Genomic DNA, 15,854 nt, shown 5'->3' with positions numbered 1-15,854 from the left:
TGTGTTCAGTGGTTGATAGTCTTAGGATTTTTAACCACGGAAGGGGATAGAAGGTTAATTTGTGGGTCAGTGCTAACTTCAGACCTCTGGATTTTGTTTTTTCTCATTTCCGTGCTTTCCGTGTTTTCCGTGGTTGATACTCTTAAGATTTTTAACCACGGAAGGCACAGAACACACGGAAGGGGAAGTAAAAGGAGAGCTTAGTTTATGCGTCAGTGCTGACTTCAGACCTCTGAGTGTTGTTTGTTCTTATTTTCGTGCTTTCAGTGTTTTCCGTGGTTGTTATTCTTAGGATTTCTAACCACGAAAGGCACAGAACACACGGAAAGGGGAAAGGAAAGGAGAGTTTGGTTTATGGGTCAGCCCTGACTTCAGACCTCCGAATTTTCTGGTTTCTTCTTTTTCCGTGTGTTCCGTGTTTTCAGTGGTTGTTATTCCTGATTAGTTTTTCCCGTCCGTCTGTATTACCTATTTCGTGAAGAGGCTAGTTTATGCGTCAGTGAAATGGTAGGTCTTGCGCATGGATTATCATGTCTTGCGCTGGTAGTTTGTGATTCTTGCGCCCGAAGTGGTAGGTCTTGCGCGTGGATTACCATGTCTTGCGAACAAAATCCCATGTCTTGCGCCGGTATTTAGTGATTCTTGCGCCAGAGTGAAAGATCTTGCGCACCGATTACCATGTCTTGCGAACAAAATCCCATGTCTTGCGCCGATATTTTGTGATTCTTGCGCCGGAGTGATAGGTCTTGCGCATGGTTTATCGTGTCTTGCGAACAAAATCCCATGTCTTGCGCCGATATTTTGTGATTCTTGCGCCCGAAGTGGTAGGTCTTGCGCGTGGATTACCATGTCTTGCGAACAAAATCCCATGTCTTGCGCCGGTATTTAGTGATTCTTGCGCCAGAGTGATAGGTCTTGCGCATGGTTTATCGTGTCTTGCGGACAAAATCCCATGTCTTGCGCCGGTATTTAGTGATTCTTGCGCCAGAGTGAAAGATCTTGCGCACAGACTACCATGTCTTGCGAACAAAATCCCATGTCTTGCGCCGACATTTTGTGATTCTTGCGCCGGAGTGATAGGTCTTGCGCATAGTTTATCGTGTCTTGCTAATAAAAACCTATGTCTTGCGGTGTTTTTATCCTGTGGTGCAATTGAATCCTCTGCGCCGGAATTTTCGGGTACCCTTTTAATGAAGTCGTCGCAATCTCAGAGTAACTTCGGTAAAAACCAAATGCTGTGATCACAAATGAGACAAGGGTAAAGCGCGCCAGGGGGGACGGCCTGCCCTACGCCCGCCTCACATAGCTGTGCGGAGGGCTAGGGAGGCCAGGGAAGGCGGCACTTTCTTGCCAGTGCCCTCCAAAAGCGGAAGGCACGGAACACACGGAAGGAGAAGTAAAAGGAGAGCTTAGTTTATGGCTCAGTGCTGACTTCAGACCTCTGAGTTTTGTTTGTTCTCCTTTCCGTGCTTTCAGTGTTTTCAGTGGTTGTAATTCTTCGGATTTTTAACCACGGAAGGCACAGAACACACGAAAGGGAAAGGGGAAGGGGAATGAGAGGTTAGTTTATGGCTCAGTGCTGACTTCAGACCTCTGAGTTTTGTTTGTTCTCCTTTCCGTGTGTTCCGTGTTTTCAGTGGTTGTAATTCTTCGGATTTTTAACCACGGAAGAGGAAAAGATAGAATGAAAGAAGGAATTGAACGTGCAGGATATAAATGATGGGAACCTGATTGTTCAATGCCACCTCAAGGTATGATTTATTAGAATTTAATAGATCAATAAACTACTTTAACAGGGTTATCAAAAAGGGGCAAAATATCACATCACTAAACCTGTAAGGAAGAACAGATGAAAAGAATTGTGGCCATTATTGTTTCGGTAATAGCTATACTGGCAGTAGCGTTATATTCCATTTTTTCACATCGTGAAAATATCCGCATTGATCAGTCGGTGAGAGAAAAAACAGGGCTGGACTATGTTAAACTCAGTGATGGTTACACTGCATATCAGTTGAATGGTCCTGATACCGGCCAGGTGGTTGTTATGATTCATGGCGGGACTATCCCCATGTGTGTTTTTAAATTTCAGGGTGATGCTTTTGCTGAGGCTGGGTATCGTGTTTTGCTCTATGACCAATATGGAAGAGGTGAATCTGACAGGCCCAAAGCTGAAAACAACCGGTCTCTTTTCAAGCGACAGCTCTCAGAACTTCTCTGCTCTCTTGATATTAATGCCCCGGTCGACCTGTTAGGACCCAGTTTCGGTGGAAGTATAGCTGTGACGTTTGCCTCAAAATTTCCTGAACGGGTCAGATCAATCGTTTTAATTGCACCGGTACTGAATTTACCAGGAAGCGATTCCCCCATGAATAAAAACTTATCACTGGTTCGCATACCTGCTGTCGGCAGAGTGATAGCCGATCTGTTCTTATTCAATAGACTTATCAAACGAGGGGGGACACTTGTTCCTGGAGGTGAAGGTTCTCACTGCGAATCACAATTTCACAGACAGTTCTACTATAAAGGAACCTCCAGGTCTATGCGCTCACTTTTTACATCAGATGCATTTGGATCCTATATTCCTGAAACCAAAGCTACAGGCCAACTAATACAAAATATCCTGCTTATCAGAGGGAGTTTGGATGAAGAGGTTACCCCCTCTATGATTGAAGATGTTCTTGGGTTGCTACCCAATGCATCTTTTGTAGAGATGGAGCATATTGGTCATGCTCCGGGAGCTGAAGCACCTGAGCGATTTAATGAGATTGTTCTTACCTTCTTAAGCCAGATCAATACTGATATGAACGAATTAACGGATGATCTACATTAGTAAAAAGTTATTTGCCAGATCCTGTTTTATCTGGCGGCTTATTAGAAGCTAAACAGCAGAAAAAGAGAGTACCATTCTGCTGTTTAGACAGAGCCAAGATAGTGGGCCTGGTTAAGCGATAATTATTTTTGATCAAAACGGATAATGATTTTCTTTTTCTTCGGTTCACTGCATATTCGAGGCTCGGTGCAAAATACGATGTACAAACAACTAGTAATTGGTGAATTTGATCTGGAGGGGTGATGGCAAATAAAACAGCTATTGTTACCGGTGGAGGTCAGGGGATTGGAAAGTGTATCGTGCGTGAGCTGCTATACAGTGATTACAATGTCGTAGTGGCAGAGAAGGATACCGAGGCCGGACTGGAATGTGAAGAGGAATACTCATCAATTGGTAATGTAAAGTTTATCAGTACTGATACTTCAGATGAAACCAGTGTGAATAATCTCATTGAAAAAACGCTGGTTATAACTTCACGTATAGATGTTTTAATCAACAATGCTGCAGTGGTGTTGTTTAAGCCTTTGGAATTGTTGTCACTGGATGAATGGAACACTGTTATTGGGGTAAATCTGACCGGGTATTTTCTCTGTGCAAAAGCCTGTGTTCCTCATATCAGAAAACAAAGAGGGTCAATACTAAATATAAGCTCAACCAGAGCTATGATGTCTGAACGGGATACCGAATCCTATTCAGCGAGCAAGGGTGGTGTATCAGCTCTCACTCATGCACTGGCCGTAAGCCTTGGCCCTGAAATACGGGTAAACAGTATCTCTCCAGGCTGGATCGAAACGGGTAACTGGAAAAAGCAAAGCAAAAGAGTCGATGTGATTCACTCTGATGAGGATCGAAACCAACACCCCGCAGGGAGAGTCGGCATTCCGGGTGATGTGGCTTCCGCAGTGTTGTTTCTTCTGGACGATAAAAACAGCTTTATCACCGGACAGGATTTTGTTATCGATGGTGGGATGAGCAGAAAGATGGTCTATGTATGATTGGGGTATTCTGAACTGCGCATACCCCGGGTGTGACTTAATAACGTGCCCCGGGCATAACCTAATACCCTGCCCCGGGCATAACCTAATACCCTTCCCCAGGCATAACTTACTAACCTTCCCCAGGCATAACCTAATACCCTGCCGACGACCTCAAGCTGGCCACCCTTCAAATCCATCCTTTGTCTCACTGTCACTGCTCTCAATTTGAGAATGTAAATGAGACTACCCCGACAACTCACTATTTTACAAGCGATTAAGCCTTCTATTCAATCGTAAAAATTGGTTTTGGCACACCTTTTGTTTTGATTAAATGACAAGCGCATCGGAGAACTGTTTCCGGGATGTGTGTGTGATCGTGATTGTGAACTTAATTCAGGAGGTATTCTATGTTTGTGCGTAATTTCCTTTTAATTGCGCTTTCTGCTTCTGCATTGGTACTGGCAGGTGGAAGGCCTGCTCCTGAAGAGGAAAATGGCGTTCAGCCCTGGGAAGAAGAAAATGGCGTTATGGATACAACGGAAGTTGAAGGAACGGTTATCTATGTGGATGAGGATGAAGAGATGTTTGTCCTTGACCAGATCGTTGGAGAAGACACCATTTTCTGGGATGATCAGACAATGTTTGCTCCTGATCATGATGAAGAAATGATTACTGAGGGTGCTGAGCTGAGGGTTGAATACTACACCGATGAGATGGACAGAAACATTGCCACCTTTATCGAACCAACAGATAACGATGTCTTTGGCGGCAATGGAGAACATAACGGTGAAAGACCTGAGGAAGAAAATGGCGAAAAAGAATACGATGAAGAGAACGGAAGAAGACCAAGAGAGGATAACGACTACGATTACGAGGAAGAGGAAAACGGGGAAAACAATAACTGGCAGTAACATGCTTTACCTGTAACCTCTAAGATAGCCGGGGGTGCTCAAAAAGCATTCCTGGCTTTAATTACTAAGATGGAGAGCGTTCTATGAGTGAAAAACGAAACAACTATCCACTCAGTGAAAAAGACGAAGAGGAGCTGATGGGAAATCTCACCGGCTGGGCACTTCTTTACATAAAACCGCATACGCTTAAAAAAAACGTACAGCTGGAAACGTTCAATGATGCCCTGGTACTCCTTAATGATATTGCCCATCTGGCGCAAACGGAAGGTCATTACCCCAACTTTTACCTTTCTTTTAAAACTCTTGTTCTTACCCTCTATACTCCTGAAGTATTTGGGCTTAGTGAAAAGGATTTCATCCTGGCAGCACGAATTGATGAGCTTCTTAATAAAAAAGGGCTTTTAAGCTAACAGGTAACTGTGGGCCGGAATCGCAGCTCGTTTCATTGTTTAAAAATAGCTACTGTTTATCGTATAAAAACAGTATATTGTAGAGCCTTGTTACCACTTCTAAAAACAAATCGTTTCCCAAACTATTCATAACACCCTTTAGCTCACTACTAGCAGGTACGGGTTTAGAAGGGGTATCCGTGTAATAAGAACTTGGGCAAAAAGTAACGTAAAATTAACTCTCGAACTTTCTTTACTACAGAAAAAAGACATAGAAAACTGACAGCTTAGATAATGAGTACTAAAAGTCATAGTAAACATAGTGTTTCACAAGAGACGCTGGAAGAATCGTTAGAAGGTAAGCACACCAGCATCCCTCTGTTTCACCTGGCCTGGCCAATAATGATAGAGCATCTTTTACGAGTTGCCATATCGAGTGCAGATGTTTTCATGCTTAAGTATTATAATGAAAACGCAGTTGCGGCAGCAGGCCTTACTGTTCAGTTTGCTTTTTTTGTGCAGCTTCTGTTTCTCATGATTACTTCAGGGGCTTCTATTCTTATTTCACAGAGTCTTGGAGCGCGAGAGCATGCAAGGGCTGCACAGTTTGCCGTGGGCAGCATCTCCCTGGGGACTGTTTCTGCCCTTTTACTTGGCCTGCTGCTGACCCTAATGTCTCCGGTAGTTGTAGGCTTTTTTAATCTTGAACCCCAGGTTCACACCTACGCACTTCAGTACATGGTTGTTTTTAGCAGTGGCTCTGTTTTTATTGCCACAAGTATGATATTTGCAAATATACTAAGATCTTACGGATACAGTAAAGCGCCGATGTTTACTAACGTTTTTGCTATGCTTCTAAATATCTTTGGCAACTATCTTTTCTTGTTTGGTGTTTGGGGGATGCCGGTACTTGGGGTAAAAGGAGTAGCCCTGTCTACAGTGTTTAGTCATCTGGTGGCAACCATTGTACTCCTGACGTTAATTAAGGCTCATAAAAACCTTAACCTTCCCTGGCGCAAAATGCTCTCTACCCCTTTTTCTGTGTATAAACAGATCCTTGCTATTGGAGTCCCGACTGCAGGAGAAAACATCTCCTACAATCTGGGGCAAATAGCGATCATGCGTATGCTCTCCCACATCGGTACAGAAGCGATGGCTGCATCGGTCTATGCCATGACGGTACTGAGATATGTGTTTATAACTTCCATTTCTATTGGAATAGCGACTCAGATAAAGGTGGGCTATTACGTTGGAGCAAAGATGTTTGAGCAGGCCAAACAGAAAGTCTACGGCTACTTTCTTACAGGGTTTTCTCTCTCAGCTGTTTTGGTCTCTGTTCTTTTTATGTTCAGATCTCCGGTTATGAACATGCTTACCGATAACCCTGACATTCTTCACCTGCTCTCAAGTGTATTCATTGTAGCGCTCTTTATGGAACCCGGGAGGAATTTTAATGTGATAATCGTCCCGGCACTAAAGGGAGCCGGTGATGTAAAGTTTCCGGTATGTGCAGGTATTGTTTTCATGTGGGGAATTGGGGTATTTTTAGCATATATGCTTGGAATAGCTTTAGGATGGGGGCTTCTTGGCGTATGGATAGCTCTTGCCATGGATGAATGGATAAGAGGTGGTGTTATGATTTTAAGATGGAGGAGTGGAAAATGGCACTCAAAAAACGTACGAGTAAAGCAGAGTAACACTTTTCCTGAATAACACCTTCTATGAACAACAGTCACTATTTCTTCAGAGAAGCACGTGGTGAGGATATTGATTCAATAGCCCGGCTTGAGTCCTTGTGTCATAAAACACCCCGTTTAAAAGAACAGCTTTTGTGTGATTTTTCATCCCCCTACTCTCTTTTTACCGTAATCGGCACCGGTGAAAGGATTATCGCCTATACCTGTACCACGCTTCTAATGGATGAGCTTGAGATTCACTCTCTTGGGGTATCTCCAATATTTAGAAGCAGAGGGATTGGCCTAAAGCTTCTCTGCAAAACAATCGACCTGGCGGTAAAGAGGGGCATGCATAAAGCATGGCTTGAGGTACGGGTTTCTAACCTCGCAGCCCGCAGACTCTATAAGAGGTGTGGTTTCAGGGAAAAAGGCCGGCGAAAGCGTTACTACAGAGACGGCGAAGATGCACTGGTTTTGGCAAAAATCATCTAAAAAGCCCTTAGTTGTGTGAGTTTTTCCAGCAACACCGGTCAAATTGCTTACCACTTCCGCATAAACACAACCCGTTGGCAAAAAAGTCTTCTTTACTGAATTCTAAAACCTCATATTCTTCATTGTCCATCTCGGGATCTTCACCGCAGACCCGTTTACGCCAGTACTCCCGTATGTTCCAGACACATCTTGGAATGTCTTCAATCAGATCAAGTTCAATCTTCTCGATATCTTTTTTGCTCTTTTTAGTGCGCAGCTCTCTTTTGTCTTTAATATCAGCAAAGTACACAATAGGAGTAAGCAGATCGATCAGCACACTGTCATCGTCTTCACCCTCAACCCACTCTTCCCCCCAAAGAGACATTCCTTCAAGAAAACTTAAGCACCAGGGGTGGGGATCTGGATAGGGTTTACCCCCCTCTTCTTCACATCCTATAAGGGGTACAAAATCACGGGAATCTAATTGAGATGCTATATGGTTATTCAGTTTCATTAGCAAAGAGATGAGGTTTTCTGTCTTTTCGTGCTCAAGATTTGGCATCTTGCCTTCAGAGCTAAAAACGTACGGTACCCAATCGCTTGGCATGACAACCGAGGGACCGGTGAGTATGGCAGTAAGCATACCGTGAACCTGCTCGAGGTTATACACTTCTTCGCCTGGTATCTCACTCAGGGCGTACTCAAGTTTTTTCAGGTCACTAATAATCATCTCTTATCCATTTCATTGCAAATTCCAGCTTTTTTAAAACACCAACCCAACTACTCCTAAATATAGTAGATAGTACTTCGGTTGGGTAGCGCAGGGTTTTTCTTCTAAAGCCCTCATTCCCTTTTAGACTATCCAAAAGCGATGACCTGTTTTATGCCATACAACCCTACAACGTACATAAAAGGCATATCAATTGCTTTCTCTATGGTTTACTAAGTTTAGTTTGGAAGATGCTGTATGGTTTAACCCAAAGAGTTATGTACAAAAACTGGTATAAACACCCCTGCAGCGATTATTTTTTAACCATTATTTTAATAACGAATCGTAAGAAACGCTTGTGCTCACCATAAAAACAAGAGGGGATGGTCTACATGTGTGGAATCGTTGGTTATATAGGAAACAGAGAAGCATATCCCATACTCATAGAAGGGTTAAGTGCCCTTGAATACAGAGGTTATGACAGTGCAGGCATTGCACTGGTTGACTGCGGAATGGTCAATGTGCACAAAGATAAGGGTAAGGTGGATAATCTAAGAACTTTGACTTCAGATTGCCCTAAACCAGGTTTTACCGGTATTGCCCACACCCGTTGGGCAACTCACGGGGCGCCATCAACCATTAACTCACACCCACACACAGACTGCCAAAATCGTATCGCCATGGTACATAATGGTATAATAGAAAACTACTCCTACCTTAAAGATAAACTGATCAAAGAGGGGGTTGAGTTTGTCTCAGAAACCGACTCCGAGGTCCTGGCACAACTAATCGGTAAATACTACAGCGGTGATCTTGTTAGAGCGGTCAGACGTGCACTCTCAGAGGTGGAAGGGACGTTTGGCATTGCAGTGGTTGCATGCGACAATCCCGGCGTGCTGGTAGGTGCACGACGCGGCTCTCCGCTTGTGGTCGGAGTGGGTGAAGAGGAGCTTCTTCTTGCCTCCGATGCATCCGCCATTGTACGCCACACCAAAAAGGTTATTTACCTAAAGGACAACAACCTTATAGAGCTTAAAAATGGCGAGTACAACACTACGACCCTCGACAACAAGAAGATTAAGCCGGAAATCCACCGCCTGGAGTGGGATGCCGATGCCCTGGCAAAGGGTGGATTTGAGCATTTCATGTTAAAAGAGATTTTTGAGCAACCCGAAACAATAAAAAACGCCATGAGAGGCCGTATACTGGCTGATGACGGCATCGCCCGCCTCGATGGGCTTAATCTGGTATTCCAGGAGCTTCGGGAAATAAACAGAATCATCTTTGTGGCCTGTGGCACAAGCTGGCATGCTGCACTGGTGGGTGAATACATGATTGAGGAGTTAACCGGAATTCCTGTAGAAGTTGAATACGCTTCAGAGTTTCGCTACAGAAACCCCATCATAGACTCTCATACCCTGGTATTTGTGATAAGCCAGTCAGGTGAAACCGCCGATACCCTTGCAGCACTTCGGGAAGCTGCCCACAAGGGAGCTACGGTTCTTGGGATATGCAACTCTGTGGGCTCAACTATTGCACGGGAAACTCAGGGCGGCGTATACCTTCATGCCGGACCCGAAATAGGGGTGGCTTCAACCAAAGCATTCACTTCACAGCTTACTATCCTCAGTCTCCTTACACTCCTTTTGGGGCGCATGAGGCGTATCTCTCATTCCGAAGGGATGACCATTGCACGGGCATTACAAAATATCCCCAAACAGGTGGCCAAAATACTAAAACAGAATGATCATATTCGCCAAATTGCAGATATCTATGCAAACCACAATAACTTCCTGTATCTGGGGCGCTCCTATAACTTTCCTGTAGCTCTGGAAGGAGCTCTTAAACTTAAAGAGATCTCTTACGTACATGCCGAGGGCTATCCGGCAGCAGAGATGAAACATGGCCCTATTGCCCTTATAGACAAGGATATGCCAAGCGTGGTACTGGCATTAAAGGACAGTGTCTATGACAAGGTTATCTCCAATATCCAGGAAATCAATGCCAGAGGAGGCAAGGTTATAGCGATCGCCAGCGAAGGAGATAAGGAAATTGAAAAATTTGTGCATCACGTGATTTATATTCCAAAAACACTGGCGATGCTCAGCCCGCTGCTCTCTGTTATTCCTCTGCAGCTTCTGGCGTACCATATAGCTGCGTTCAGGGGCTGTGAGATAGATCAGCCAAGAAACCTGGCAAAGAGCGTCACTGTAGAATAGCGTTTTGAAATTCACTCTTTCCCTTAAAAGGTGTGGCTCCCTTTTAAGGGAAAGAGAAGCTTAAATTACAAGGACAGGTATGAATTCCCGTTTGATCAGAACAGACAAGGCACCTCTTCCGGTCGGCCCCTATAGTCAGGCTGTTTCATGTGGCGATTTTCTGTTCATTTCAGGACAGATTGCACTGGATCCACATTCAGGTACGATCTGTGGCACCACCACAGAGGAGCAGACCCGTTGTGTTATGCACAACCTCAGGGCGATCCTTCACTCCCAGGGCCTGAAGGTTACTTCTTTGGTTAAAACTACTGTTTTTTTGAAAGATATGGCAGATTTTCCATCCTTTAACAGCGTGTATGAAAAGGAACTGCAGGGTGCTAAACCTGCCCGCAGTGTAGTGGAGGTATCCTCACTTCCTATGGATGGTAGAGTGAAGATAGAGGCGGTAGCGTGCAGGTAAAAAAAGAATATGAAGTGCATCTTGAGCTCTTTGAAGGGCCCCTTGATTTATTACTGTATCTGGTGCATAAATCGGAAGTAAGTATCACAGAGATACAGGTGTCGGTGGTTACCACCCAGTATCTTGAATATCTGGATGTGATGCGTGAGCTCAATATCGACATTGCCAGTGAATATCTCCATATGGCATCCAAGCTTATTCGGCTTAAGGCACGTGAGCTCCTGCCGGAAAGCGCTGACGATGAGGATCTTGGTGATGAGGACGGTATCTTCAACCGAGAGCAGCTTATAGCACAGCTGCTTGAATATAAAAAGTATAAAGAGGCAGCCAATACACTTAAGCTGTTTGAATCAGAGCAGATCGGCGCGTACACCAGAGGAAAAGCTGAAGAGATAGAGAGCTGCCCCGAAACGCAGGAAGTTAATCTGGGCTCTATAAGCATCTTTGATCTTATTTCAGCCTTTAAAAGAGTGCTTGAACGTCCTGCCCACCAGGAGGATGAAGAGTACAGGCACACCGTAGAGCTTGAAAATGTAAAAATCGACGACCGAATAGAAGTCATCCTCTCCAGTTTAAGCGAGAGAGATGAGGTGCGATTCGATGAGCTGTTTGAAAGATCTGAGGCGAGGAAAATTGTTCTGGTCGTAACATTTATGGCCATTCTTGAGCTGGTCAAAATGCGGGAGATCACTTTTCGCCAGGAGGAGTGCTTTGGCACCATATTTGTTGCCAGACGTAAAGATACCGAGGGGGAAAACGGTACCCGGCAGGAGGTTTCAGAGCACAATCAGAGCACTGAAGGAGAAGGGAAGTGAGCGAAAACTACATGGAGGAGGAAATTACGTTGCAGGAGCAGGAATCGATGCAAAAAGGTGAACTAGACAAAGCAGAAGTTCAGACCGATGAGCTGCGAATCCTTGAAGCACTTCTGTTTGCATCAGACGATCTACTTACCCCCGCACGGCTTAAAGCCATTTTGCCCGGTAAGCCCGATGCCAGAAAATTGCGTAAAATGGTCGATAAAATAAACGCCCAGCTTCAAAAAGAAGCTCACCCCTTTGAGATTGTACAGATTGGCGGAGGATATCAGTTTCGTACCGTGTCCTTCTACCAGCCCTGGGTAAAGCGAATATTTAAAGAAAAGGCTGCCAAAAAACTCTCACTGCAGGCTCTTGAATGCCTGGCGATAATAGCCTACAAACAACCCATAAGCAAAGCTGAGATCGAGGCGGTAAGAGGAGTAATCTCAGATGGCGCCATGAAAACACTGCTGGAAAAACACCTGGTCAGCATTTCGGGAAGAAGTGAAAAGCCTGGAAGACCACTCCTTTACAGCACTACCCCCCATTTTCTTAAATACTTTGGATTGAATAAAATCTCAGATCTTCCACGAATCGAGGAGTTTGAAGCCCTGGCAAAGGAGAAGATGGACGAATTCTCTTTAGATGATACCCCCCAGGACTCTGACCCAGAGCCTCAGGAGGATCAGCAGGAACTTAACAGCCCCCGTTCAGAGGAGCCACAAAGCGTCTCTGAAGAGAAACCCCAACAGTCTTCTAACGACAGCGCACAGGAGTAAGTGCTACTATGAAAAAATCTACCACTTCATATTCTGCACCATCTAATGATCTTACCCCCCTCATGCGTCAGTATTTGGAAATTAAAGAGCGCAATCCCGACACAATTCTGCTCTACCGCATGGGTGATTTTTACGAACTTTTCTTTGAGGACGCCAAGATCGCCGCCAATGTACTTGGGCTCACTCTAACCAGCCGTAACCATGGCGGTGCACAAAGTACCCCCCTTGCCGGTTTTCCCTACCATGCCCTCGATCGGTACGCAAACCGCCTGGTCAGAGCAGGCTACAAGATCGCCGTTTGTGAGCAAACCGAAGACCCCAAGGCTGCAAAAGGCATTGTAAAACGTGATGTCGTTGAGGTGATCACCGCAGGTACTGCCACTGAAGATAACTTTATCGAAGAGCGCGCAAATAATTACATTCTCTCTCTTTTTAGCTCAGAACAAAAAACGGGTGTGGCAATCTGTGATCTCTCTACCGGACTGTATGAAGTGGAGGAGATCGATACTGGCGAACTTGAGTATGAAATAGTAAGAATAGATCCAAGTGAACTGCTGTTATCCGACGCTAACGACGTTTCCATACCACAGTGTGTGGCTCAAAGTTATAAAAGGTGCCTGATTTCAAAATTCGACTCCTGGAAATTCTCCTTTGAAAGTGCCAATGAAGCGATTTGTTCTCATTTCAATATTGCTTCCGTTCAGGCTATGGGACTCGAAGGGTTCAATGAAGGAGTATGTGCTGCCGGAGCGTTGCTTTCCTATCTAAAAGAGCAGAAAAAAAGCGATCTCAAACATATCTCCTCTCTCAAGCCCAGAGCCCTGAGTCAGTATGCAGAGCTTGATCCCAGTACAATCAGAAACCTTGAGCTGCTCAAGCCCATGCAAACCGATGATAAAGATACCACTCTGGTCTCAGTACTGGATCGCACTGGAACTGCAATGGGAGCGCGACTGCTCAGAACCTGGATCACTCATCCTCTGCAGGATTTAAATGCCATAAACGGTCGTCTGGATTGTGTCGAATGGCTCAAAAACGATATCTATGTCAGATCAGAAACAGAGCTTCTGCTTAAACGTATATGCGATCTTGAGCGCCTCATAAGCCGGGTTATGTTTGAGCGGGCAAATGCACGGGACCTTCTTTCTCTTGCTCAGTCCTTTGATGTGTTACCATCACTTATAAAGGTACTGGAACAGTCACCCGTAGAGCAAATGGCACTTATCTGCTCTAAACTCCACGGCTTTGCAACCATCTCCAAGCTTATCAGCTCAACTATAGAGGAAAACCCACCTCTGTCGGTCAAAGAGGGTGGAATAATAAAAAAGGGAATAAATGAGCAACTTGATGAGATACGGGATGCATCACTTAACGGTAAACAGTGGATCGCTTCCCTTCAGGAAACAGAGCGCCAAAGAACCAAAATATCCTCTCTTAAGGTCGGGTACAATAAGGTATTTGGTTATTATATAGAGGTTTCAAAGGCCAATAAAGAGCTTGTGCCGGATAACTATATCAGAAAACAGACACTGGTCAACGGAGAGCGCTTCATTACTCCTGAGCTTAAGGATATGGAAGCAAAAGTGCTTGGAGCACAGGAAAAACTTAATGCTCTTGAGTTTGAAGTTTTTACCTCGCTTAGAAAAGAGGTTTCAACCCATTGTGAACGTATCCAAAAGGCCGCATCAGCTCTTGCAACCCTGGATGTGTATGTATCGCTTGCAAGAATTGCCGCAGATTATGCCTACACGCGACCGGTTATTACCAACGATTGTGATATAATCATAAAAGAAGGGCGCCATCCGGTGGTAGAGCGGATGAACGATTCTGAGCAGTTTGTCCCCAACGATACAGAAATCATTTCGGGCGAATCACAGCTTCTTCTTATTACCGGGCCCAATATGGCTGGTAAATCAACCTATCTTCGTCAGAATGCACTGATTACAATCATGGCACAGCTGGGGTCATTTGTTCCTGCACAGCATGCTCAGATTGGTGTAGTCGATAAGTTTTTCACCCGGGTCGGTGCATCAGATCGTCTGGCCCGTGGTCAAAGTACATTTTTAGTCGAAATGATAGAAGTGGCAAATATATTAAACAACACCACCAACAGAAGCCTTATTATTCTCGATGAGGTCGGTCGGGGTACCTCTACCTTTGATGGCATAAGTATAGCCTGGGCGGTAGCTGAATTTCTGCATGAAACCGATTCACGACGAGGCAGAACACTTTTTGCCACCCACTACCATGAGCTCACCGAGATGCCTCTTCTTTACAGCAGAATTAAAAACCTCCACATCAGAGTTAAAGAGTGGAACGATAAAATTATCTTTCTGCGCAAGATCGAAAATGGCTCCTGTGATCACTCTTACGGCATTCAGGTTGCAAGACTTGCAGGCGTTCCACAGGTAGTTATTAACCGGGCCAGAGAGATATTAACCAATCTTGAAAATATGGAACTTACGCCTGACCATAAGCCTATTCTGGCGAGAAAAAGAACCAAAGATGAACCCGAAAACTCCTCTGAGCAGACTGATCTTTTCGATGATGGGGTGCAGCTTAATCTTATGGATACCCATACAGCTGAAATAATGGCAACGCTACACTCTCTGGATATTAACGGACTCACGCCTCTTGATGCCTTAAACATCCTTTCTGAGCTAAAAGCCAAGTCTAACTCTGAGGTGTAAAAACAACCCTGAGAGGGAGAACTCAGTCTACAATCACATCCCTGGGGAGCATAAATTCAAGCGGATCAACAATGTTCCCCTGAAAGTGAACTTCATAGTGAAGGTGAGGTCCGGTACTTCTTCCCGTTGATCCCATCAGCCCAATCTGCTCTCCCTTTTTCACTCCATCGCCCTTTTTTACTGATGTCCTGTGAAGATGAGCATAGAGGGTTTTATAACCGCTCTGTTTATGCTCGATCATAACCGTCTTACCAAATGTACCAAAATAGCCCGAAAAGATCACATCACCCTTAGCCGTTGCTCGTACTGGAGTCCCCACACTGCTAGCTATATCAATTCCATTGTGAAATGAACTACTGCTAACCAGAGGATCACTCCTTTTACCAAAAAATGATGTAATAGTTCCCATTGCAGGAACAATGGATGGTAGATAGGGTGACTTTTCACTCTGTATGGTAATGGATATCGTGTCTCTGTACCCATAGGGCAATGAATCTACGGTCATAGAATTACTACAATAGTTACCAAAAGTGTTTTCCAAATCAGGAGTATACCGATTGTGAACAGGTATGATTTTATTCTTCACCCTGTGAGTTGTGCTCTGATCCAGTATTTCAGTAACCCGATCGTCATATTCAAGATTACACACCATCTTTCGAAGCCATGTTGTAAGTATCTCATCTTTTTTAACAAGCCTGAGGTGTCTATCAACTTCGTATTTTGATACATGTGTCTGGTAATGATACATCCATGCCAAATATCCCATGCGGATATAACCACTGATAGAGAGTATAAGAATAAAAAGAACACAAAATCGTAAAAAAGAACTGGTTGCTATTCGCTTACAGGCTGATTTATCAGAAGAGATAAGGAAAAATGTCCAGTAGTTTCTTTTCATAAAATCCTGAATTTGAAGACCAGTTATGTATTATCTTTCATTAAG

Annotated in this window: 14 protein-coding genes; 11 read left to right on the top strand and 3 right to left on the bottom strand. The window is 44.5% G+C overall.

Going from position 1 to position 15,854, the window contains the following annotated elements:
- Window positions 1-1,849 precede the first annotated feature (1,849 nt).
- Window positions 1,850-2,830: an alpha/beta hydrolase gene (locus QA601_12105; GenBank protein ID MDG5815825.1), complete on the top strand. Its 981-nt coding sequence runs from the start codon at window positions 1,850-1,852 to the stop codon at window positions 2,828-2,830.
- Window positions 2,831-3,072: 242 nt separating this feature from the next.
- Window positions 3,073-3,825 (top strand): SDR family oxidoreductase, encoded by a 753-nt coding sequence (locus tag QA601_12100; GenBank protein ID MDG5815824.1) that lies wholly within the window; start codon window positions 3,073-3,075, stop codon window positions 3,823-3,825.
- Here QA601_12100 and QA601_12095 read toward each other — a convergent pair.
- On the bottom strand, window positions 3,816-4,004 hold the full coding sequence (locus QA601_12095; protein MDG5815823.1) for a hypothetical protein: 189 nt from the start codon (window positions 4,002-4,004) through the stop codon (window positions 3,816-3,818). The genes QA601_12100 and QA601_12095 overlap by 10 nt on opposite strands.
- A gap of 210 nt (window positions 4,005-4,214) precedes the next feature.
- Here QA601_12095 and QA601_12090 point away from each other — a divergent pair, with 210 nt between their 5' ends.
- The 4 genes from QA601_12090 (at window position 4,215) to rimI (ending at window position 7,275) form a co-directional block, all read left to right on the top strand.
- Window positions 4,215-4,718: a hypothetical protein gene (locus QA601_12090; GenBank protein MDG5815822.1), complete on the top strand. Its 504-nt coding sequence runs from the start codon at window positions 4,215-4,217 to the stop codon at window positions 4,716-4,718.
- 83 nt (window positions 4,719-4,801) lie between these two features.
- Entirely contained in the window at window positions 4,802-5,128 is a 327-nt protein-coding gene (locus QA601_12085; protein ID MDG5815821.1) for a 4a-hydroxytetrahydrobiopterin dehydratase, read from the top strand.
- Between the two features lie 273 nt (window positions 5,129-5,401).
- Complete coding sequence (locus tag QA601_12080; protein ID MDG5815820.1) at window positions 5,402-6,820, top strand: MATE family efflux transporter; 1,419 nt, start codon at window positions 5,402-5,404, stop codon at window positions 6,818-6,820.
- A gap of 8 nt (window positions 6,821-6,828) precedes the next feature.
- Window positions 6,829-7,275: a ribosomal protein S18-alanine N-acetyltransferase gene (rimI, locus tag QA601_12075; protein ID MDG5815819.1), complete on the top strand. Its 447-nt coding sequence runs from the start codon at window positions 6,829-6,831 to the stop codon at window positions 7,273-7,275.
- Between the two features lie 7 nt (window positions 7,276-7,282).
- Here rimI and QA601_12070 read toward each other — a convergent pair whose 3' ends face one another.
- Window positions 7,283-7,984 carry a YecA family protein gene (locus QA601_12070; protein MDG5815818.1) on the bottom strand — a complete coding sequence of 234 codons (702 nt, stop codon included), beginning with the start codon at window positions 7,982-7,984 and terminating at the stop codon, window positions 7,283-7,285.
- Between the two features lie 362 nt (window positions 7,985-8,346).
- Between QA601_12070 and glmS the strand changes: the two genes are divergently transcribed.
- The 5 genes from glmS to mutS all read left to right on the top strand — a co-directional run bounded on the left by glmS (window position 8,347) and on the right by mutS (window position 14,911).
- Entirely contained in the window at window positions 8,347-10,182 is a 1,836-nt protein-coding gene (gene glmS / locus QA601_12065) for a glutamine--fructose-6-phosphate transaminase (isomerizing) (protein MDG5815817.1), read from the top strand.
- A gap of 79 nt (window positions 10,183-10,261) precedes the next feature.
- The gene (locus tag QA601_12060; GenBank protein ID MDG5815816.1) at window positions 10,262-10,642 is read left to right on the top strand and encodes a Rid family detoxifying hydrolase; all 381 of its coding nucleotides are present in this window, start codon (window positions 10,262-10,264) and stop codon (window positions 10,640-10,642) included.
- Window positions 10,633-11,457 carry a segregation/condensation protein A gene (locus tag QA601_12055; GenBank protein ID MDG5815815.1) on the top strand — a complete coding sequence of 275 codons (825 nt, stop codon included), beginning with the start codon at window positions 10,633-10,635 and terminating at the stop codon, window positions 11,455-11,457. The genes QA601_12060 and QA601_12055 overlap by 10 nt, the downstream gene beginning before the upstream one ends.
- Complete coding sequence (gene scpB / locus QA601_12050; GenBank protein MDG5815814.1) at window positions 11,454-12,221, top strand: SMC-Scp complex subunit ScpB; 768 nt, start codon at window positions 11,454-11,456, stop codon at window positions 12,219-12,221. The genes QA601_12055 and scpB overlap by 4 nt, the downstream gene beginning before the upstream one ends.
- An 8-nt stretch (window positions 12,222-12,229) precedes the next feature.
- Window positions 12,230-14,911, top strand: a complete 2,682-nt coding sequence (mutS, locus tag QA601_12045; GenBank protein ID MDG5815813.1) for a DNA mismatch repair protein MutS — start codon at window positions 12,230-12,232, stop codon at window positions 14,909-14,911.
- A gap of 22 nt (window positions 14,912-14,933) precedes the next feature.
- Here mutS and QA601_12040 read toward each other — a convergent pair whose 3' ends face one another.
- Window positions 14,934-15,809 carry a M23 family metallopeptidase gene (locus QA601_12040; GenBank protein ID MDG5815812.1) on the bottom strand — a complete coding sequence of 292 codons (876 nt, stop codon included), beginning with the start codon at window positions 15,807-15,809 and terminating at the stop codon, window positions 14,934-14,936.
- Window positions 15,810-15,854 lie beyond the last annotated feature (45 nt).

This window comes from Chitinispirillales bacterium ANBcel5, assembly GCA_029688955.1.
GTDB lineage: Bacteria > Fibrobacterota > Chitinivibrionia > Chitinivibrionales > Chitinispirillaceae > Cellulosispirillum > Cellulosispirillum alkaliphilum.
Note: the sequence above shows the minus strand (reverse complement) of the source record. Positions and strands in the feature narration are given on the sequence as shown.

Coding starts and splice junctions, on each gene's coding strand:
- QA601_12105 (MDG5815825.1), top strand. CDS start 1,850: ATGAAAAGAATTGTGGCCATTATTGTTTCGGTAATAGCTATACTGGCA.
- QA601_12100 (MDG5815824.1), top strand. CDS start 3,073: ATGGCAAATAAAACAGCTATTGTTACCGGTGGAGGTCAGGGGATTGGA.
- QA601_12095 (MDG5815823.1), bottom strand. CDS start 4,004: ATGGATTTGAAGGGTGGCCAGCTTGAGGTCGTCGGCAGGGTATTAGGT.
- QA601_12090 (MDG5815822.1), top strand. CDS start 4,215: ATGTTTGTGCGTAATTTCCTTTTAATTGCGCTTTCTGCTTCTGCATTG.
- QA601_12085 (MDG5815821.1), top strand. CDS start 4,802: ATGAGTGAAAAACGAAACAACTATCCACTCAGTGAAAAAGACGAAGAG.
- QA601_12080 (MDG5815820.1), top strand. CDS start 5,402: ATGAGTACTAAAAGTCATAGTAAACATAGTGTTTCACAAGAGACGCTG.
- rimI (MDG5815819.1), top strand. CDS start 6,829: ATGAACAACAGTCACTATTTCTTCAGAGAAGCACGTGGTGAGGATATT.
- QA601_12070 (MDG5815818.1), bottom strand. CDS start 7,984: ATGATTATTAGTGACCTGAAAAAACTTGAGTACGCCCTGAGTGAGATA.
- glmS (MDG5815817.1), top strand. CDS start 8,347: ATGGTCTACATGTGTGGAATCGTTGGTTATATAGGAAACAGAGAAGCA.
- QA601_12060 (MDG5815816.1), top strand. CDS start 10,262: ATGAATTCCCGTTTGATCAGAACAGACAAGGCACCTCTTCCGGTCGGC.
- mutS (MDG5815813.1), top strand. CDS start 12,230: ATGAAAAAATCTACCACTTCATATTCTGCACCATCTAATGATCTTACC.
- QA601_12040 (MDG5815812.1), bottom strand. CDS start 15,809: ATGAAAAGAAACTACTGGACATTTTTCCTTATCTCTTCTGATAAATCA.